This window comes from Allobosea sp. 10L417 (assembly GCF_056395485.1).
Genome location: NZ_JBFTJP010000006.1, coordinates 115,403 through 134,369, shown reverse-complemented (window position 1 = coordinate 134,369; position 18,967 = coordinate 115,403). Strand labels below are relative to the sequence as shown.

At 66.3% G+C, this 18,967-nt stretch carries 15 protein-coding genes; 12 read left to right on the top strand and 3 right to left on the bottom strand.

What is annotated here, in order from left to right; translation table 11 throughout:
• The first annotated feature begins 9 nt into the window (after positions 1–9).
• The 4 genes from AC1DE3_RS16410 to AC1DE3_RS16395 are packed head-to-tail and all read left to right on the top strand — an operon-like array spanning position 10 to position 3,365.
• Entirely contained in the window at positions 10–789 is a 780-nt protein-coding gene (locus tag AC1DE3_RS16410) for an ABC transporter ATP-binding protein (protein WP_476779979.1), read from the top strand.
• Positions 786–1,514 (top strand): ABC transporter ATP-binding protein, encoded by a 729-nt coding sequence (locus AC1DE3_RS16405; protein WP_476779978.1) that lies wholly within the window; start codon positions 786–788, stop codon positions 1,512–1,514. The genes AC1DE3_RS16410 and AC1DE3_RS16405 overlap by 4 nt, the downstream gene beginning before the upstream one ends.
• On the top strand, positions 1,511–2,413 hold the full coding sequence (locus AC1DE3_RS16400) for a branched-chain amino acid ABC transporter permease (protein ID WP_476779977.1): 903 nt from the start codon (positions 1,511–1,513) through the stop codon (positions 2,411–2,413). The genes AC1DE3_RS16405 and AC1DE3_RS16400 overlap by 4 nt, the downstream gene beginning before the upstream one ends.
• Before the next feature lie 7 nt (positions 2,414–2,420).
• Positions 2,421–3,365: a branched-chain amino acid ABC transporter permease gene (locus AC1DE3_RS16395; RefSeq protein ID WP_476779976.1), complete on the top strand. Its 945-nt coding sequence runs from the start codon at positions 2,421–2,423 to the stop codon at positions 3,363–3,365.
• A 28-nt stretch (positions 3,366–3,393) separates the two neighbouring features.
• On the opposite strand, the gene AC1DE3_RS16390 is transcribed toward AC1DE3_RS16395, so the two are convergent.
• Entirely contained in the window at positions 3,394–4,116 is a 723-nt protein-coding gene (locus AC1DE3_RS16390) for a GntR family transcriptional regulator (RefSeq protein WP_441469638.1), read from the bottom strand.
• 336 nt (positions 4,117–4,452) lie between these two features.
• Between AC1DE3_RS16390 and AC1DE3_RS16385 the strand changes: the two genes are divergently transcribed.
• From AC1DE3_RS16385 to AC1DE3_RS16370, 4 genes are all read left to right on the top strand, one after another.
• The gene (locus tag AC1DE3_RS16385) at positions 4,453–5,736 is read left to right on the top strand and encodes an ABC transporter substrate-binding protein (protein WP_476852569.1); all 1,284 of its coding nucleotides are present in this window, start codon (positions 4,453–4,455) and stop codon (positions 5,734–5,736) included.
• Between the two features lie 70 nt (positions 5,737–5,806).
• Positions 5,807–8,104, top strand: coding sequence for a molybdopterin guanine dinucleotide-containing S/N-oxide reductase (locus AC1DE3_RS16380; protein WP_476779974.1), 2,298 nt, complete (start codon positions 5,807–5,809; stop codon positions 8,102–8,104).
• Positions 8,105–8,184: 80 nt separating this feature from the next.
• The gene (locus AC1DE3_RS16375) at positions 8,185–9,414 is read left to right on the top strand and encodes an NAD(P)/FAD-dependent oxidoreductase (protein WP_476779973.1); all 1,230 of its coding nucleotides are present in this window, start codon (positions 8,185–8,187) and stop codon (positions 9,412–9,414) included.
• Between the two features lie 20 nt (positions 9,415–9,434).
• A complete protein-coding gene (locus AC1DE3_RS16370) occupies positions 9,435–10,388 on the top strand; it encodes an ornithine cyclodeaminase family protein (RefSeq protein WP_476779972.1) in 954 nt (317 codons plus the stop codon).
• Between the two features lie 3 nt (positions 10,389–10,391).
• Here the strand turns inward: AC1DE3_RS16370 and AC1DE3_RS16365 are convergent, their stop codons facing one another.
• Positions 10,392–10,913: a MarR family winged helix-turn-helix transcriptional regulator gene (locus AC1DE3_RS16365; protein WP_441510657.1), complete on the bottom strand. Its 522-nt coding sequence runs from the start codon at positions 10,911–10,913 to the stop codon at positions 10,392–10,394.
• 70 nt (positions 10,914–10,983) lie between these two features.
• Positions 10,984–11,775: a cyclase family protein gene (locus AC1DE3_RS16360; protein WP_441510656.1), complete on the bottom strand. Its 792-nt coding sequence runs from the start codon at positions 11,773–11,775 to the stop codon at positions 10,984–10,986.
• A 280-nt stretch (positions 11,776–12,055) separates the two neighbouring features.
• On the opposite strand from AC1DE3_RS16360, the gene AC1DE3_RS16355 reads away from it, so the two are divergent.
• The 4 genes from AC1DE3_RS16355 (at position 12,056) to AC1DE3_RS16340 (ending at position 18,946) form a co-directional block, all read left to right on the top strand.
• Positions 12,056–14,206 (top strand): thiamine pyrophosphate-dependent enzyme, encoded by a 2,151-nt coding sequence (locus AC1DE3_RS16355; protein WP_476779971.1) that lies wholly within the window; start codon positions 12,056–12,058, stop codon positions 14,204–14,206.
• Positions 14,207–14,211: 5 nt separating this feature from the next.
• Positions 14,212–15,786 carry an indolepyruvate oxidoreductase subunit beta family protein gene (locus AC1DE3_RS16350; RefSeq protein WP_476779970.1) on the top strand — a complete coding sequence of 525 codons (1,575 nt, stop codon included), beginning with the start codon at positions 14,212–14,214 and terminating at the stop codon, positions 15,784–15,786.
• A gap of 139 nt (positions 15,787–15,925) precedes the next feature.
• Complete coding sequence (locus tag AC1DE3_RS16345; RefSeq protein WP_476852568.1) at positions 15,926–17,500, top strand: Re/Si-specific NAD(P)(+) transhydrogenase subunit alpha; 1,575 nt, start codon at positions 15,926–15,928, stop codon at positions 17,498–17,500.
• Positions 17,501–17,512: 12 nt separating this feature from the next.
• Positions 17,513–18,946, top strand: a complete 1,434-nt coding sequence (locus AC1DE3_RS16340; protein ID WP_476779968.1) for an NAD(P)(+) transhydrogenase (Re/Si-specific) subunit beta — start codon at positions 17,513–17,515, stop codon at positions 18,944–18,946.
• Positions 18,947–18,967 lie beyond the last annotated feature (21 nt).

Genomic DNA, 18,967 nt, shown 5'->3' with positions numbered 1-18,967 from the left:
CACGACGAGATGAGCGACATCATCCTTGCAATCCGCGGCCTCTCCCGCAGCTTCGGCGCCTTGCGCGCCGTCGACGACGTCACCTTCTCCATCGCGAATGGCGGCATCACCGGGCTCATCGGCCCGAATGGGGCCGGAAAAAGCACGCTCTTCGGCTTGATCGCTGGCGAGGTCAGACCGAGCTCGGGAGAAATCACCTTTGCCGGCCGGCCGATCACGGGTTTTCGACCGGACCGGATATTCCGCGAGGGGTTGGCCCGCACCTTCCAGATTCCGCGCCCGTTCCCGCAGATGACGGTGCTCGAAAACGTCATGCTGGCCCCCGTCGCGCAGGCCGGGGAGCGCTTCTGGAACAACTGGTTTCGGCCGTCGCTCGTCCGCGAGGAGGAGCGACGCTGCCGCGAGCGCGCCATGGAGGTGCTCGGCTTCACAGGGCTGGCCGCCAAGGCGCAGGATCCCGCGGGCGTGCTTTCGGGCGGTCAGCAGAAGCTGCTCGAACTTGCGCGGGTGATGATGGTGGAGCCGCGGCTCATCCTGCTCGACGAGCCGGCGGCCGGCGTCAATCCGGCGCTGCTGGAGACGCTGATCGAGAAGATCGTGGCGCTGAACGAGAGGGGCATCGGCTTCCTCATCGTCGAGCACAACATGGACATGGTGATGCGGATCTGCGGATCGATCATCGTCATGGCGCAAGGGCAGCTGATCTTTTCCGGCAGGCCGCAGGACGTCGTCCGCGAACAGCGTGTGGTCGATGCCTATCTGGGCGATGTGACGGAGCTGGCGCTATGAGCGGGCCGCTTCTCGTCACCCGCAACCTGCGCGCCAGCTATCGCCGCGGCCTGCCGATCGTCCACGACATTTCGGTCGATGTCGCCGCCGGCGAGCTCGTCACCCTCGTCGGTCCCAACGGCGCCGGAAAGTCGACCTTCATGAAGGCGCTCGCCGGGCTCGTGATGATCGAAGGGGGGGCCGTCCATCTGGACGATCATGACATCACCGGACGATCGACCCACGCGATCATCGCGGCCGGTGTCGGCTTCGTACCTCAGACCGGCAATGTCTTCGCCACGCTTTCGATCGAAGACAATCTGATCGCGGGCGGGCACATCCTTCCCAAGGCACTGCTGCGTGAGCGGCTCGCGCGCGCCTTCGAGCGGTTCCCCGCGCTCGCCAGCCACCGGCGTTCGGCCGCCAACGTCCTGTCGGGCGGTCAACGTCAGATGCTGGCGGTGGCCCGCGCCCTGATGACCGAGCCCCGGCTGATCATGCTGGACGAGCCGACGGCGGGTCTTGCGCCGAAGATCGTCCAGGAGGTTCTGGCCGATCTGCGCGCGCTGGCGGATAGCGGCGTCGCCGTGCTGATGGTCGAACAGAATGCGAAGGCGGCGCTGCGCGTCTCCGACAGGGGCTACGTCCTTGTCGAGGGGCGCAACCACATGGCCGGCACTGCGCGCGAGCTGCTCGATGACGCCGCCATCGCCGAAGCCTTTCTCGGATCCCGGAGAACGCCATGATCGGCCAGGCGATTGCGGACGGCCTTCTGACAGGCGGCATTCTGGCGCTCGGCGCGATCGGCTATTCGCTCAGCGCGCAAATCCTCAAATTCGCGAACTTCGCCCATGCCGAGATGCTGACGGTCGGCGCCTATCTCGCGCTGGCGCTGGTGAGCCTGATGGGAGCGGCGGAGCCGATCGGCCCCCTGTCCTTCGGCCTGCCGCTGATCGCTGCAACAGTGCTCGCGGGCATCGGGACCGGGCTGGTTGCGATCGCGATCGACAGGCTCGTCTTCAGCCGGCTGCGTTCACGGCGGGCCGCGGCTCTCACGCTGGTCTTCGCCAGCTTCGGCGTCGCGCTGATGCTGCGCAATCTGATCCTGCTGCTATGGGGGCCGGACGCGCACTACTACGGCCAGGAGCTTCAGATCGCGGTCGAGATCCTGCCGGACGTCCGTCTGATGCCGGATCATGTCTTCGTGCTGGTCCTAACCTTCATCCTCGTGCTCTCGCTGCATCTCTTCCTGCAGTCGAGCCGCGTCGGCATCGCGATGCGCGCGATGGCGGACAGCCCGGCGTTGTCGCAGGCTTGCGGCATCGATACGGCGAGCGTCATTCGCTGGACCTGGCTATTGGCCGGCATGCTGGCGGCTTGCGCCGGCGTCTTCGCCGGACTCACCGTCCAGATCCGGCCGGAGCTCGGCTTCAACATGCTGCTCGCCGTTCTGACGGCGGCTGTGCTCGGCGGGTCCGGCAGCCTTTTCGGCGCCGTCGTCGGCGGGCTCATCGTCGGGCTGGCCGAGAGCCTCTCCGTCCTGGTCATTCCCGCAAGCTTCAAGCCGGCGGTGCCCTTCCTGCTGCTCCTGCTCGTGCTCTATATCCGGCCGCAGGGGCTCTTCGCCAAGTCGACGCGCGCGTGAGGGCGGAATGATCGGTCTGTTATCCTATCTCGTCTTTTTCACCAGCGTCGCGCTGATCTTCGCGGTGGTCGTGCTGGGTCTTAATTTGCAGTGGGGTTCCACCGGCCTCTTCAACGCCGGTATCGTCGGCTTCTATGCGATCGGCGCCTATGCCTTCGCGATCCTCACCGCGCCGCCTCGCCCTGAGCTCATCGGCAACTTCGGGCTCCCCTGGCTGGTGGGGCTGGCAGGGGCGATGGCCGCCTCGGCCTTCGCCGCGCTGATCATCGGCCTCGCCACGCTGAAGCTGCGCGACGACTATCTCGCGATCGCGACCTTCGGCATTGCCTCGACGATCCAGCTCCTCGCCCTGAACGCCGAGCCGCTGACCGGCGGCGCGATGGGCATCGCATCGATCCCCAACCCCGCCCGCGGCCTGTCCGGCTCGCCCATCGTCAACAATCTCTACTATCTCGGGCTCGTTCTGGCGATCGTCGCGCTGGTCTATGGTGGCCTGCAGAGGATCGTCGCGTCGCCTTGGGGGCGCGTGCTGAAGGCCATCCGCGAGGACGAGATCGCCGCGCAGACGCTCGGCAAGGATGTCAGCCTGTTCCGGCTCCAGGCCTTCGTGCTGGGGTCGATGCTGATGGGGCTCGGCGGCGCGCTCTATGTCGGCTTCGTCGGCTTCGTCAGCCCCTCCGACTTCATGCCGATCCTGACCTTCCAGATCTGGACGATGCTCATCATCGGTGGGAGCGGCAACAACAAGGGCGCGATCCTGGGCGCGATCCTGGTCTGGGGACTGTGGACCCTGATCGGCGCCGCGACAGCCCAGTTGGTTCCCGCGCAATATCAGGCCTATGGCGGAGCGCTCCAGTCCCTGGTCATCGGCCTCATCCTCGTGCTGACGCTGCTGCTGCGCCCGCGCGGCCTGATCGGCGAACGAAGCACGACGTCCCGTCACGCGGCCTGATCGAGGCCAGCCGCGACGCGATCTCGGCTCAGCTTCCTTTCTTGCGCTTCGGCGGTGAATTCTCGACTTCGTCGCGACACAGCCGGCGCAGGAGATCCTGTGTCGTCTCGATATCGCCTTTCACCGCCTTGGCGGCGGCGCGTGCATCGCCGGCCTCGATCGCCGCCACGAGGTCGCGGTGATGGGAACTCGGCCTGTAGCTGTCCGATACGAGCAGAGGCTCGATATAATTCGACAGCATGCGCATATAGGGGCCGAAGCGCAGCCAGAGCGTCTGGATGAACTGCACCACCACGGGCGAGCCGCAGCTGTCGTAGACGGCGAAGTGGAATTCCTGGTTCCGGCCGAGCATCTTGGCGAGGTTGCGCTCGGCCGTGGCCGCCTCATGCTCCAGCATCAGCGCGGCGAAGCGCTTGCGGTCTTCGGCCGTGCTGCGCTCGGTGGCGAGCTTCGCGGCGAGCGTCTCCAGCGCGATGCGCGTCAGGCACAGATCGTTCAGGCCGGCAAGACTGACGGTCGGCACCTTGGCCGACCCGTTGGCGACCACGACGAGCGCATTCTCCGCGGTCAGGCGGCGCAGCGCTTCGCGCACCGGCATGTGGCTCGTCTGGAACGTCTCCGCCAGAAAGGCGATCGTCAGCGTCTGCCCGGGTTCGAAATGTCCGGACATCAGCGCATGCCGCAGCTGCCTGTAGACTCCGTCCTGGATCGTCGAACGCGACGAGACCGGCTCAAGGAAATCGATGGCCATTCCGGATCACTTTTTGATCAAACGATGCTTCGATTTGCAGCATAGGGTGCCAGCCTGGCTGGGACAAGCCGTCGCTTGGTTCCCGAGTGCGTGAAGGCTCGCTTCGAGGCGTTCGAATTCGAGATTGAAGCCAAAGTCGAACGGCAGCTATCGCGCATAAAACCGCATAAGTATCAAATTGATATCACGCTTGCAGAGGGCGCGCGGCGGGCGCTTTACCGCATGGCGTTTGTGTGCTCTTATGATCAAATGATGCAAGATCACCTCAGGTGGCCCGACGCGTCCGGAGGGCTGCCGGGAAGCCGTTTCGACCAAGGCATAAAAGAGGGGAAAGCCATGTCGAGCATAATCAGGAGCCTGCTGCTCGCCTGCGCGGTAGGCGCTGCGGGGTCGGCGCTGGCGCCGTCGCAGGTTTTGGCTCAGACCGTGTCCTGCCCGGTCAAAATCGGCGGCGTCCTGTCGCTGACGGGATCGATGGGAGCGGTGGGCAAGAATATCGCCAACAGCGCTCAACTCGCCGTGCAGCACATCAATGCCGGCGGCGGCGTCAAGGGATGCCCGGTGCAACTCGTGCTGCGGGACGATCAGGGGCAGCCCAATGTCGGCGTCGACGCCGCCAAGTTCCTCGTGGAGGTCGAGCGGGTCGCGGCGCTGACCGCGGCGATCTCCAGCGGCGTCACCATTCCCGTCCTGACTTCGGTTGCGGTGCCATCCAAGATTCCGCAGATCGCCTGCTGCTCGTCCGCACCGATCCTCACGACGATGGCACAGGAAGGCAAGACCGGCGGCTTCTTCTTCCGAACCTTTCCGACAGTGAAGAACCTCGCCTACCCACCGGCGAAAATCGCGGCCGAGCGCGGCTGGAAGCGCATCGCGATGATCTACGTCAACACCGACTATGGCACGAGCCTGGTCAAGGATTTCACGCGCGCGACCGAGGCGTTCGGCGGCAAGGTCGTCAAGACCGTCGGCTTCAACGAGAACCAGGCCTCCTACCGGGCCGAGGTCGCCTCCGCGCTCGCCGAGAAGCCGGATGCGATGTTCCTCGTCGCCTTCCCGCAGGATGGCGCAACGATCGCGCGCGAATGGATATCGCTCGGGGGCACGCAGAACCTGATCCTGAACAACGCCCTGCGCAGCCCGGACTTCGTCAAGGCGGTCGGCGACAAATACCTCGCAAAGGCGTTCGGCACGGACAATGCCTCGGCGGCTGGACCTTCCGTCAACGTCTTCAAGGAAGCCTTCGAGGCCGAGTTCAAGGCGAGCGCGGCTGGCCCGGGCATCTACAATATCTACGACGCCGTGATGGTGCTGGGCCTCGCGATGAACATCGCCCCCGACCTCTCGGGAACCGCCATCCGCGACGCGATCCGCAAGAGCCATGCGGCGGGGGGAGAAATGGTCTCGACCGGTCCTGCCGAGTTCAAGAAGGCGCTCGCGCTGATCGCGAAGGGCGCGCCGATCAAATATCTCGGGGCGACCGGCCCGGTCGAGTTCGACGCTAACGGCGACGTCAGCGGTCCGGCCCTGGCCTGGCGTGTCGACGGCTCCAATCTCGTCATCGACCGCAGCTTCTCGACCGAAGACATGCAGAAGCTGTTCAAGCAGATCGATGGCTGACACATAGGGGGCTAGGTTCCGGACGGGCCCGGGCCGCGCTCGCGGCCCGGGCCGACCGGCTGAGAAGGCCATGACGAACTACACGCTGTCGCATTGGGGGCTCTACGAGGTCGAGCCGCGGACCGGGACCGATCCCGCCATCGCTCCGTTCCGGCGCGATCCCGACCCGAACCCGATCGGCCTGCACCAGCTCGATCCCGCGTTGAAGCGCCTGCGGGTGCGGCGGCCAGCGATCCGCGAAAGCTGGCTGCGCGATGGACCTGGCGCGTCACCGGAGCGACGCGGGCAGGATGCTTTCGTCGAGGTACCCTGGGACGAGGCGCTCGACCTCGTCGCCTGCGAAATCGAGCGTGTCTGCAAGCGTTTCGGCAACAGCGCGATCTTCGGCGGTTCCTATGGCTGGTCGAGCGCGGGGCGTTTCCACCATGCGCAGAGCCAGGTGCACCGCTTCCTCAACGCAGTCGGCGGCTATGTCCGGCACGTCGATTCCTACAGCCTCGGCGCCGCCAATGTGGTGCTGCCACACATCGTCGCCAGCATGGACGAGCTCATGGCGAGCCACACCTCCTGGGAGGTGATGGCTGAGCATACCGAGCTGTTCGTCACCTTCGGCGGAGTGCCGGTGAAGAATGCGCAGATGAACGCCGGCGGCGTCGGGCTGCACGGCGTAGCGCAGGGCCTCGCCATGATGCGGGAGGCCGGCGTGCAATTCGTCAATATCGGCCCTGTCCGCGACAATATCGGCGCAGCGCGGGCGGGAGCCGAATGGCTTCCGTGCAGGCCGAATACCGACACGGCCGTGATGCTCGCGCTCGGCTTCGTCCTGCTCTCGGAGGGCCTCGTCGATCACGACTTCCTCGATCGCTATTGCGTCGGCTTCAGCGCCTTTGCGGCCTATCTCAAGGGGGTATCCGACGGCATCGCCAAGACTCCCGAATGGGCGCAGGAGATCAGTGGCGTGCCGGCCGCGACGATCGGCGCGCTGGCGCGGCGCATGGCCGCGTCGCGTACCATGCTCAATGTCTCCTGGTCGATGCAGCGCGCCAGCCATGGCGAGCAGCCGTTCTGGGCGGTGATCTCGCTGGCAGCCATGCTCGGGCAGATCGGTCGCCCCGGCGGCGGCTTCGGCCTCGGCTACGGCGCCGCCAATCTGGTGGGCAGCGCACATGCCAGGGTGAAGGGGCCGACACTCTCGCAGGGACGCCCGGGCATCCCCGACTTCATTCCCGTCGCACGGATCGCCGACATGCTGCTCGGGCCGGGCGAACCCTTCACCTATGACGGTGGGACCTTCGCCTATCCCGACATCCGCCTGATCTACTGGGCGGGAGGCAATCCCTTCCACCATCATCAGGATCTCAACCGCCTGAGGCGGGCCTGGCAAAAGCCGGAGACGATCGTGGTCAACGAGCAATACTGGACCGCGACGGCCAAGCGCGCCGACATTGTCCTGCCTGCCACGACGACACTCGAGCGCGACGATATCGGCTCCGCGACGCTGGAAGCCTTTTTCGTGGCGATGAAGCGCGCCATGCCTCCCGAGAACGAAGCCCGCGACGATTACGATATCTTCGCGGCGCTCTCCGCCCGGCTGGGTTGCGCCGAAACCTTCACCGAAAACCTCGATACGATGGGTTGGCTGCGTCGCCTCTATGACGCAAGCCGCAAGATCAATCAGGCGCGCAACATCACGCTGCCCGATTTCGAGAGCTTCTGGCGGAAGGGGCTCGTCGATCTGACGGCACATGATCGCCCTGCGACGATGCTCGCGGCTTTCGTTGCCGATCCCGAGCGCAATCCGCTGGGAACGCCGTCCGGCCGCATCGAGATCCACTCGCAGCGTGTTGCCGGTTTCGGGTTGCCCGATTGTGCGGGCCACGCCGTTTGGCGGGAACCCACAGAGTGGCTTGGTGCCGAGAAGGCACAGCGCTTTCCTTTGCATCTGCTGACCGATCAGCCGGCGCGGCGGCTGCACAGCCAGCTCGATGCGAGCCTCCATAGCCGCGCCGGCAAGATCGCCGGGCGCGAGCCCGTCTATCTGAACCCGGCCGACGCCGCCGCCCGTGGCATAGCCGAGGGGCAAATCGTCGAGCTTTTCAACGATCGCGGCCGCTGCCTGGCCGGGGCGATCCTGAGCGACGAGATCATGCCGGGCGTCGCGCGCCTGTCTACCGGTGCCTGGTACGACCCCGATCCCGCGACGGGTCTCGACCGGCACGGCAACCCGAATGTGCTGACGCTTGACGAGCCGGCCTCGACCTTATCCCAGGGCTGCAGTGCGCAAAGCTGCCTCGTCGAGATCGCTCCCTGGAGGGGGGAGGTCCCCCCTGTCACCGCCTTCTATCTGCCGGAGTTCACGACGCGATGACGCCAGCGAGGCGATACGAGCCGGGGACGCCACAATACCGAAGGACGGTCTGGTGGAGCACGGCTGCACCGCGACCGCACTTGAGCCCGCTCCGGGCCGATATCACTGCGGATATCGCTATCATCGGTGCCGGTTTTACCGGCCTCACCGCGGCGCTGCATCTTGGCCGGACAGGTGCCAGGGTGGTCGTGCTGGAGGCGGACGCAATCGGCTCGGGGGCCAGCGGCCTGAACGCCGGGTTCGTTGTCCCGAACTTCGCCAAGGCCGACCCGGCCGCCGTCATCGCGCGGCTCGGACGCGAGCGCGGAGAGCGCCTCCTCGCCATGATCGGCGCCGGAGCCGAACGGGTTTTCGCGACGATCCGAGACCATGACATAGCTTGCGACGCCGAACGGGTCGGCTGGATGCAAGTCGCCCATTCGCCGGCGATGGCGGAAGTGCTCTCGCGCCGAGCCGAAGCCTGGCAGAATCTCGGCAGGCCGGTCGTCATGCTGGACGAGGCGAGAGCGCGCAGCCGTTCCGGCCTGCAGCATTGCGCCGGAGCCCTGTTCGACGCGAGCGGCGGCATGCTCCATCCCCTGAATTATGCCTATGGCCTCGCTGGCGCGGCGATCGCCGCCGGGGGGCAAATCCATGAGGGCTGTCCAGTGGACAGCGTCGAGCGTTCGGGAAGCGGTTGGCGCCTCGTCTGCGGCGAGCGCAAGATTCAAGCCGGACAGGTCCTGCTCTGCACCAATGCCTTCGAGCAGGGCGCGGCGCGCCGTCTCGGCCGATCGACCGTGCCGCTTACGGTCTATCAGGTTGCTACGCAGCCGCTCGACGAGGCGACCGTCCGCAGGATTTCGCCCCGCCGGAATCCCGTGGCCGATACGCGTGCGAACCTCCTGACTTACCGGCTCGACCGGGATAATCGCCTGATCAGCGGCGGCATGGCGATGCTGCCGGTCCGGGCCGAAGAGCGCATGGCGCGCATGATCGTCGCGCGCCTCCAGCGTGAGCTCGCCCTGCCGGAAAGGCCCGAGGCGGCCTTCGTCTGGCGCGGCACCGCAGCGATGACGACCGATTTTCTGCCGCATCTCTACGAGTTTGGTCCGGGTTTCCTCGGCGGCATCGGCTGCAATGGGCGCGGTATCGCACTGACCGCCATGCTCGGCGAGGTCATGGCCGCAGCCGCGGGAGGCGCCCGGCTCCAGGATCTGCCGATCGGTTTGGCGCATCCGGGTGGGATTCCCTTGCGCTCGCTCGCCGTGGCCGCGCCGTCCTTCGCGATCGCGCAGGCGCGCTGGCAGGACAAGCAGGCGGGGCTCTGACGGTGCTGATCCTCGATGGAATGGACGTTCGTGCCGCGCTCACGATGGAGGATTGCATCGGGGCGGTACGCGAGGCGCTGCAAACCTTCGCGCGCGGAGACTGCGAGCAGTTTCCGCGCTTCCAGCTCAAGCCGGGGACGGACGGGCCGCTGATGGGGCTGATGCCGGCGTTTCAGGGCGGTGACGCGCCGATCTGGTGCCTGAAGGACGTATTGGTCGCGTCGGGGAACCGCGCACGCGGCCTCGACAGTCATCAGGGCGCCATCCTGCTTCATGACGGGACGACGGGCGAACCGCTGGCGCTCGTCGACGCGACCGCGATCACAGCCTTGCGGACGGCGGCCACCAGCGCGGTCGCGACGCTGGCCCTGGCGCGCCCGGACGCCCTGAGGATCGCGATCCTCGGAAGCGGAACGCAGGCTCGTTCCCATATCGAAGCCCTGCGCTTGGCCCTGCCGCAGGCCGAGATCGTCATCTGCGCCCGCTCTCCCCAGCAGGCCGAGAAACTGGCCGAGGAAACCGGGTGCCGCCTGGCCTCGAGCATCGAAGGTGCCGTCGTCGAAGCGGACATCATCTGCACGGTCACAGGCGCCCGCGAGCCCCTGCTGCGGCTCGATTGGCTCAAGGCCGGTTGCCACGTCAACGCCGTCGGCGCGAGTTCGCCCCAGGCGCGTGAGCTCGGCTCGGACATCGTCTCGTCAGCCGAGTTCTTCGTGGATTCGCGGGCGCAGGCGATGGTCGAGTGCGGGGAATTGCTGCTGCCGATGCGAGAAGGGGTGATCGGCGAGGATCACGTCCGCGCCGAGATCGGCGAGGTTCTGGTCGGTTCCCGGCCGGGCCGGTCCGGCCCCGAAGCGCTCACGGTCTTCAAATCCCTCGGCATGGCCATCGAGGACATGGCGGCGGCCGTTTGCGCCCTTCGCAAGGCGCAGGCCTTGGATATCGGGCAACAGATTCGCTGGCGGCCCGGCTGATTGTCAGCGGGCGAGGTTGGCGAGGAGCTTGTGCAGTGTCGCGGCGAAGGCCGCGAACTCCGTCTCATCGACGCCGTCCATCAGGTCCGCATGCATGGCCAACATCGTCGGCCAGAACTGCTGGAAGAAGGCAGCTCCGGCGGCGGTAATGGCGATGCTGCGCACGCGCCCGTCCTGCTCATGAATCTGGCGGCTGACGAAGCCCTGCCTCTCCAGCGCGTCGAGTGTGCGACTCATGGTCGATTGCTCGGTCGCGGCATGCTGGGCGAGTTCGTTGACCGTCAGCGAGGGGTAGATGCTCAGGACCGCGAGCGCGCGCATCTTCGTGGTCGTGAGGCCGAACCCGCGGACGGCCTGGAGCATGCGCGCATTCCACAGCATCGCGGTGCGATTGATCAGATAGGGCGCGAAATTCTCCAACCCGAATTCCCCGATGGTCGGAGGACGGTGCCGGGTCGCGTCGCCCGTGACGGCCCGCCGGGTAGCGGGCCGCGAAGCGCTCTTGCGTTTGACGTCACTGGCCAAGAAATCGGGTCCGCATGCTCAAGCTTGACGGCATAGGTACCGGAGTTTCCGGCGCAGGCAACCCCGGCACTCAGCCCGCCGGGGTCAGCGCCAGAACGCGCACCGGGCTACCTGTTCCACCGACGATCTTCAAAGGCGCCACCAGCAGGAGCGCGCCCTTCGGCGGCAGCTTGTCGAGATGACAGAGGCTGGCGAGCCCGTATTTGCCCTGGCCAAGCATCAGCGCATGCGCGGGGAAGGGCGGCTCGAAAGCGGCGGCACCACCAGCATCGGTGCCCACGCATTCGCTGCCGAAGCCGATCGCACCCCGCGACAGGAGATATTCGATGCAGTCGACGCTCGGACCGGGCGAATGCGGGCCGTTTTCGTCCGCATTGAGGAACGCCTGGGCATTCGTGTTGCGGTGGTGCCAATCCGAGCGCATCAGCACCCAGGAACCGGGCTCGATCTCGCCATGCTCGGCTTCCCAGGCCCGCACGCCTGCGGCCGTCAGCAGGAAGTCGGGATCTTCCGCAACGGCGCGGCTGCAATCGATCACCACGGCGGGGGCCACGAAATCGCGCGGCGGCAGCTTGTCGGTCGTGTTGTCTGGCCGGTCCTTGCCGGAGATCCAGTGACTGGGCGCGTCGAAATGTGTGCCGGTATGCTCGCCCAGCTCCATCCAGCCCCAGGCCCACCAGGGACCGTTGCCGTCATAGGCCGAGATCTCGTGCATCTTGAAACGCGGCGTGTTCTTGCCGAACTGGGGCGGCAGATACAGCACCGGCGTGTCCGGCCCGAGCGGCGCGGTGAGATCCACCACAGATATGGCGCCCGACGCGATGGCCGTGGCGACGCCCGAGATCAGCGCCGAAGCGTTCATGTCAGCATCCCCTTTTTTCTGTCTCGCGGCCGACAGCATGCAGGCCACCGGGCGATTGTCGCCGATAAATATGATAATGCAAATAAATTCGACAAATCGCGCGACAATGGCGGATGCGGCGCCTTAGCGAGCAGCCCGCTCGCCGGAGGCTTCCCTAGCGTTTTGGTTGAAAACGCCGGGCGTCAGCCGTTCTTTGCATGCAAGCAGGCCAATTGACAGCCGGCGATGCTTATTAGATGAATGTGCATATAAATTTCAATCGCGCGATCAGGGGTGCGCCATGGCCGAACGGTCCTTCGCGAAGGAAGTGCAGGACCTGCGCCTGACGGAAGGAGAAATCTTCCGCGGCGAAGGTATCCTCGCGCTGACCAAGGCCTTGCTGCAATCCGGCGTGGCCTATGTCGCCGGCTATCAGGGTTCGCCGATCTCGCATCTGATGGATGTGCTCGCGGACGCCAAGGATGTCCTCGACGAGCTCGGCGTTCATTTCGAGTCGTCCGCCTCGGAGGCGGCCGCGGCAGCGACGCTTTCGGCATCGGTGATGTACCCGCTGCGCGGCGCGGTGACGTGGAAATCAACGGCTGGCACCAATGTCGCGAGCGACGCGCTGACCAATCTCGCCTCCAGCGGCGTCAATGGCGGCGCGCTGATCATCCTCGGCGAGGATTATGGCGAGGGCTCCTCCATCCCGCAGGAGCGCAGCCACGCCTTTGCGATGAAATCGCAGATCTGGCTGCTGGATCCGCGCCCCAATCTCGAATCCATCGTCAAATCCGTGGAGGACGGCTTCGCCCTGTCGGAGGCCTCGCATACGCCGGTCATGCTGCAGGTGCGGATCAGGGCCTGCCATGTCCATGGTCATTTCATCGCCAAGGCGAACAAGCCGCCGGCCTTCACGCTCCGGGAAGCCCTCGAGCGACCGCTGCGCGATGTCGACCGCGTCGTGCTGCCGCCGGCCTCGATGCTCCAGGACCGGCAGAAGCTGCAGGAGCGCTGGCCCGCAGCCGTCGAGTACATCCGCACGCATCGGCTGAACGAGCTCTTCGGACCGGCCCAAGGGGATGTCGGCATCATCCTGCAGGGCGGCATGTACAATTCCGTGATCCGCGCCCTGCAATATCTCGGCCTGGCCGACGCCTATGGCGAAACCGCCGTGCCACTCTACGTGCTGAACGTGACCTATCCGCTGGTCGACGGCGAAGTCGCCGCGTTCTGCGCCGGCAAGCGCGCCGTGCTCATGGTCGAGGAAGGCCATCCCGCCTATCTGGAACAAGCCGTCGGGATGGTGCTGCGCCAGCACGGGCTATCCGCGACGCTTGCCGGCAAGGACGTGCTGCCGCTCGGCGGCGACTATACGGCGGCCGTGCTGACCAAGGGGATCGACACTTTTCTGGCCGCCCATGCCCGTCCGCTCCTGGGCAACCGGGCGCCACCGCCCAATGCCGATGCGGTCCTCATGGCCCCCGAGGTCAAGGAACTGGCAGCGGTCGTGCCACCGCGCCCCGCCGGCTTCTGCATCGGCTGCCCGGAGCGACCGATCTTCGCGGCGATGAAACTCGTCGAGAAGGAGCTCGGTCCGCACCACATCTCGTCCGATATCGGGTGCCATCTGTTCTCGATCCTGCCGCCGTTCAATCTCGGCGGCACGACCATGGGATACGGGCTCGCGGGCGCTTCTGCCTCCGCCTTCAACGTGCCGGCCGGGAAGAAGCCGATCTCGGTGCTCGGCGATGGCGGCTTCTGGCACAACGGCCTGACATCGAGCGTCGGCAATGCGGTGTTCAACAAGCAGGATCAGGTCATCCTGATCGTCGACAACTTCTATTCTGCGGCGACCGGCGGCCAGGACATCCTATCGTCGCGTGCGACGAACGACACGCGCTCGACCAAGCATTCGATCGTCCAGGCGGTGAAGGGGATCGGCGCGGGCTGGGTGCGCCAGATCGAGCGCACCTACGATGTCGGCCGGATGCGAGACACCTTGAAGGCGGCGCTCACCTCGACCGAACCAGGCCCGAAGGTCATCGTCGCCTCCTCGGAATGCATGTTGAACCGCCAGCGCCGCGAAAAGCCGCTGTTCAATCGCGCGGTGAAGGACGGCCGGCGCATGGTCAAGGAGCGCTTCGGGGTCGACGAGGATGTCTGCACCGGCGATCACGCCTGCATCCGCCTGTCCGGCTGTCCTTCGCTCTCGGTCAAGGAAACGGACGATCCGCTGAGGGACGATCCCGTGGCGTCGATCGACAATAGCTGCGTCGGCTGCGGCAATTGCGGCGAGGTAGCCGAGGCCGCGGTGCTTTGCCCCTCCTTCTACCGCGCCGAGATCATCCACAACCCGTCCGTGCGCGACCGGCTGCTGTCCCGGGTTCGGAGCGCTGTGATCGGCTTCCTGCAGCGCCGGCGCGATCGCCGCCGCATCGTTTTCGGTTGAACGCCATGACCGACATCGCTCCCCCCGCCGCAGCCGGCGAGCGGCATGAACGGCCGATTTCGATCGCGATCCTCGCCATGGGCGGCCAGGGCGGCGGCGTGCTCTGCGACTGGATCGTCGACCTGGCCGAGCGGCAAGGCTGGGTCGCGCAATCCACCTCGGTTCCCGGCGTCGCCCAGCGGACCGGCGCGACGATCTACTATATCGAGATGCTCCCGGCGCGCGCGGGGCGCCCGCCGGTGCTGTCGCTGACGCCGACGCCGGGCGATGTCGATGTGGTGATGGCGGCCGAGTTCATGGAAGCGGGCCGCTCGCTTTTGCGCGGCTTCGTCACGCCGGAGCGGACCACCTTGATCGCCTCGACCCATCGCTCCTTCGCGGTGGCGGAAAAGGAGAAGCCGGGCGGCGGAATCGCCGACCCCGCTACGGTGACGGCCGCGGTCGCCATCGCGGCGCAGCGCTCCGTCATGTTCGACATGCAGGCGCTGGCGGAGCGCAATGGCAGCGTGATTTCAGCGGCTCTGTTCGGCGCGCTGGCGGGCGCGGCTGCACTCCCCTTTCCGCGCAGCGCCTTCGAGGAGGCGATACGCGCCGGGGGGAAGGGCGTCGAGCCCAGCCTGCGCGCCTTCGCGGCGGCGGCGGAGCGGGCGGCAGTACGATCGATCGAATTGCCGCAACCTGTCGGAAAAACTCTGCTGCCGCCTCCACGCAGCGTCGGAGCCCCGAAGCTTGATGCACTGCTCGGCCGGCTCCATGACGGGTTTCCCGAGCAGTTGCACCCGATCCTCTTCGCCGGCTTGCGGCGCTGCGTCGACTACCAGGATACGGCCTATGGAGCCGAATATCTGGCGGAACTGTCGCGATTGCTGGAACGGGACCGTGCGGCCGGTGGCGCTGAAAAGGCCTATGCGTTCGCGGCGGCGGCGGCCAAGTATCTCGCCGCCGCGATGAGCTATGACGACGTCATCCGGGTTGCCGATCTGAAGACCCGCCCCGCTCGCTTCGCCCGGATCGACCGCGAGACCGGGCGCAAGCCCGACCAGATCCTCTACATGACCGAGTTCATGCATCCGCGCATCGAGGAGGTCGTGGGCTCCTTGCCCGCTGCCCTCGGCCGCAGCCTGGAAAAGCGCCCCGGCCTGCTGCGCCGTCTTGGCCGCCTGACCGATCGTGGACGGCGCGTACGCACCGGCACGGTCTCCTGGTTCCTGCTGCTCTATGGGATATCGGCCTTGCGCCCGGTTCGCCGCAGCCTCCTGCGCCATCAGCGCGAAATGGAGCACATCCGCGAGTGGCTGGAGCGCGCCGAGGAGCTCTTGATCGGGGATTATGACCTCGCCGTCGAAGTGCTCGCCAGCAGGCGCTTGGTGAAGGGTTATTCGGATACTCACGCGAGGGGTCTATCGAAATTCGATCGCGTCCTCGCGGCTGTGCCGATGTTGACCAGCCTGCCGGACGCGGCCGGCTGGCTGAACCGCTTGGTTCGCGCTGCGCTCGCCGACGAGGACGGGACGATGCTGGACGGGGTCTTGAGGACGCTCGCGAATCTGCAGCCAGCTACGAACCCTTCAGCGACTTGACGAATTGGCAGGTGAAAAGGCAGCGGTTCCCGTCACGGTCCGGCGCCTGTATCTGCCGGAGGTGGAATGCGACCAAAAATCGTTTGGCTGTGATGGGGCTTTCATCCATCACAACGCCAATTTACCAGTGGGGGGCACCGTGAGGATCGGATCACCGAAGGAAGTTGTGGCTGGCGAGGCGCGGGTTGCAATGACGCCCGAGAGCGCGCTGCAGCTCCAGAAACTCGGCTATGACTGCCTGATCGAGACCGGGGCGGGTGTCGCTGCCGGATTCGCGGACGAGGCCTATCGCGCCGCCGGCGTGAGCGTGGTCGAGACCGCCGCCGCGTTGTGGGACGCGGCCGACGTGATCGCCAAGGTGCGCCCGCCCGAGGCGGCGGAAGCGGAGCGCCTGAAGGCCGGCAAGACGCTGATCTCGTTCYTCTATCCCGCGCAGAACAAGGAACTGCTGGAGCTCTGCAAGGGCACGGGCGCCGACGTCATCGCCATGGACATGGTGCCGCGCATCTCGCGCGCCCAGAAGATGGATGCGCTGTCCTCGATGGCCAATATCGCGGGCTATCGCGCGGTGATCGAGGCCGGCAATAATTTCGGCCGCTTCTTCACCGGCCAGATCACGGCCGCCGGCAAGGTGCCGCCGGCCAAGGTGCTGGTCGTGGGCGCCGGCGTCGCTGGCCTCGCCGCGATCGGCACGGCGACCTCGCTCGGTGCCATCACCTACGCCTTCGACGTGCGGCCGGAGGTCTCCGAGCAGATCGAGTCGATGGGCGCGCAGTTCGTCTTCCTCGACTTCAAGGGTGCGCAGCAGGACGGCGCCTCGAGCGGCGGCTATGCCGCGCCGTCGAGCCCCGAGTTCAGGGAGGCGCAGCTCAAGAAGTTCCGCGAGCTCGCCCCCGAGATCGACATCGTCATCGCCACCGCGCTGATCCCCGGCCGCGATGCGCCGGTGCTCTGGACCAAGGACATGGTCGAGGCGATGAAGCCGGGCTCGGTCATCATCGACCTCGCTGCCGAGCGCGGCGGCAATTGCGAACTGACCAAGGCCGACCAGAAGATCGTCACGCCGAACGGCGTCACTATCGTCGGCTATACCGACTTCCCGAGCCGGATGGCGGCGCAGTCCTCGACGCTCTACGCCACCAACATCCGCCACATGATGACGGATCTGACGCCGGGCAAGGACGGCAAGCTCGCCCACAACATGGAAGACGACGTCATCCGCGGCGCGACGGTCGCCTTCCAGGGCGCCATCACCTTCCCGCCGCCGCCGCCGAAGATCGCCGCCATCGCCGCGCAGAAGCCGAAGGAGAAGGCCAAGGAACTGACGCCGGCGGAAAAGCGGGCGCAGGAGGCCGCCGCCTTCAAGGCGCAGACCCGCTCGCAGCTGATGCTGCTCGGCATCGGAACGGTCGTGATGCTGATCGTCGGCGCCTATGCGCCGGCGAGCTTCATGAGCCATTTCATCGTGTTCGCGCTCGCCTGCTTCGTCGGCTTCCAGGTGATCTGGAACGTGTCGCACTCGCTGCACACGCCGCTGATGGCGGTCACCAACGCGATCTCCGGCATCATCGTGCTGGGCGCGCTCCTGCAGATCGGCTCCTCGGGCTGGCTCGTCACTGTCCTGGCGATGATCTCGGTCCTGATCGCGTCCATCAATATCGTAGGCGGCTTCCTGGTCACGCGCCGGATGCTCGCCATGTTCCAGAAGTCCTGAGGGGGCTCGGACATGAGCATCGGTATCGTTTCCGCGGCCTATATCTCCGCCGCCATCCTGTTCATTTTGTCGCTCGGCGGCCTGTCGAACCAGGAAAGCGCCAAGCGCGCGGTCTGGTACGGCATCGCCGGCATGGCGCTGGCCATGGTCGCCACGGTCTTCGGGCCGGGCAGCGGCAAGCTCTGGCTCGTCATCGTCATGTTCGCCATCGCAGCCGCCATCGGCTGGCAGGTGGCGATGAAGGTGCAGATGACCGAGATGCCGCAACTAGTGGCGGCGCTGCACTCCTTCGTCGGCCTCGCCGCCGTGCTGATCGGCTTCAACGCGCATATCGAGCTCGGCTATGTGCAGGCGCTGGAACCCGCCGCCCGCGAGGCGCTGACCGGCTTCGCCGCCGTGCTGGCGCACAAGACAGGGGTCGAGATCAGTATTCTGAAGGTCGAGGTCTTCCTCGGCGTCTTCATCGGCGCGGTCACCTTCACCGGGTCGGTCGTCGCCTTCGGCAAGCTCGCTGGCAAGGTCGACGGCAAGGCCAGGAAGCTGCCCGGCGGCCATTTTCTGAACGCCGGCGCAGCGGCTCTCTCGCTGCTGATGCTGATCCTCTACGTGCAGGGTGCCGGCATCTGGACGCTGATCCTGATGACGCTGCTCGCCTTCTTCATCGGCTACCACCTGATCATGGGCATCGGCGGCGCCGACATGCCGGTCGTGGTGTCCATGCTGAACAGCTATTCGGGCTGGGCGGCCGCGGCGATCGGCTTCACGCTCGGCAACGACCTCTTGATCGTCGTCGGTGCGCTGGTCGGCTCGTCCGGTGCGATCCTCAGCTACATCATGTGCAAGGCGATGAACCGCTCCTTCGTCTCGGTCATCCTCGGCGGCTTCGGCAACACCACCGGGCCGGCGCAGGCGATCGAGGGCGAGCAGATCGCGATCGATGTCGAGGGCGTCGCGGCGGCACTGAACGAGGCCGACAGCGTCATCATCGTGCCCGGCTACGGCATGGCGGTGGCGCAGGCCCAGCAATCCGTGTCCGAGCTGACGCGCAAGCTGCGCGCCGCCGGCAAGGAGGTGCGCTTCGCGATCCACCCGGTCGCCGGGCGCCTACCCGGCCATATGAACGTGCTGCTCGCCGAGGCGAAGGTGCCCTACGACATCGTGCTGGAAATGGATGAGATCAACGAGGACTTCCCGAACACGGACGTCGCGATCGTCATCGGCTCCAACGACATCGTCAATCCCGCCGCGCAGGAGGACCCGAACTCGCCGATCGCCGGGATGCCCGTCCTCGAGGTCTGGAAGGCGAAGCAGGTCTTCGTCTCCAAGCGCGGCCAGGGCACCGGCTATTCCGGCATCGAGAACCCGCTCTTCTACAAGGAGAATACAAGGATGTTCTACGGCGACGCCAAGAAAAGCCTCGACGAGCTGCTGCCAAAGGTCGCCTGAGGACCTGAAGCAGGTGCGGCA

Excerpts from the sequence above, each read along its gene's own strand:
- AC1DE3_RS16370 (WP_476779972.1), top strand. The coding sequence starts at position 9,435 with ATGGACGTTCGTGCCGCGCTCACGATGGAGGATTGCATCGGGGCGGTA.
- AC1DE3_RS16400 (WP_476779977.1), top strand. The coding sequence starts at position 1,511 with ATGATCGGCCAGGCGATTGCGGACGGCCTTCTGACAGGCGGCATTCTG.
- AC1DE3_RS16395 (WP_476779976.1), top strand. The coding sequence starts at position 2,421 with ATGATCGGTCTGTTATCCTATCTCGTCTTTTTCACCAGCGTCGCGCTG.
- AC1DE3_RS16360 (WP_441510656.1), bottom strand. The coding sequence starts at position 11,775 with ATGAACGCTTCGGCGCTGATCTCGGGCGTCGCCACGGCCATCGCGTCG.
- AC1DE3_RS16410 (WP_476779979.1), top strand. The coding sequence starts at position 10 with ATGAGCGACATCATCCTTGCAATCCGCGGCCTCTCCCGCAGCTTCGGC.
- AC1DE3_RS16355 (WP_476779971.1), top strand. The coding sequence starts at position 12,056 with ATGGCCGAACGGTCCTTCGCGAAGGAAGTGCAGGACCTGCGCCTGACG.
- AC1DE3_RS16350 (WP_476779970.1), top strand. The coding sequence starts at position 14,212 with ATGACCGACATCGCTCCCCCCGCCGCAGCCGGCGAGCGGCATGAACGG.
- AC1DE3_RS16380 (WP_476779974.1), top strand. The coding sequence starts at position 5,807 with ATGACGAACTACACGCTGTCGCATTGGGGGCTCTACGAGGTCGAGCCG.
- AC1DE3_RS16390 (WP_441469638.1), bottom strand. The coding sequence starts at position 4,116 with ATGGCCATCGATTTCCTTGAGCCGGTCTCGTCGCGTTCGACGATCCAG.
- AC1DE3_RS16405 (WP_476779978.1), top strand. The coding sequence starts at position 786 with ATGAGCGGGCCGCTTCTCGTCACCCGCAACCTGCGCGCCAGCTATCGC.
- AC1DE3_RS16385 (WP_476852569.1), top strand. The coding sequence starts at position 4,453 with ATGTCGAGCATAATCAGGAGCCTGCTGCTCGCCTGCGCGGTAGGCGCT.
- AC1DE3_RS16340 (WP_476779968.1), top strand. The coding sequence starts at position 17,513 with ATGAGCATCGGTATCGTTTCCGCGGCCTATATCTCCGCCGCCATCCTG.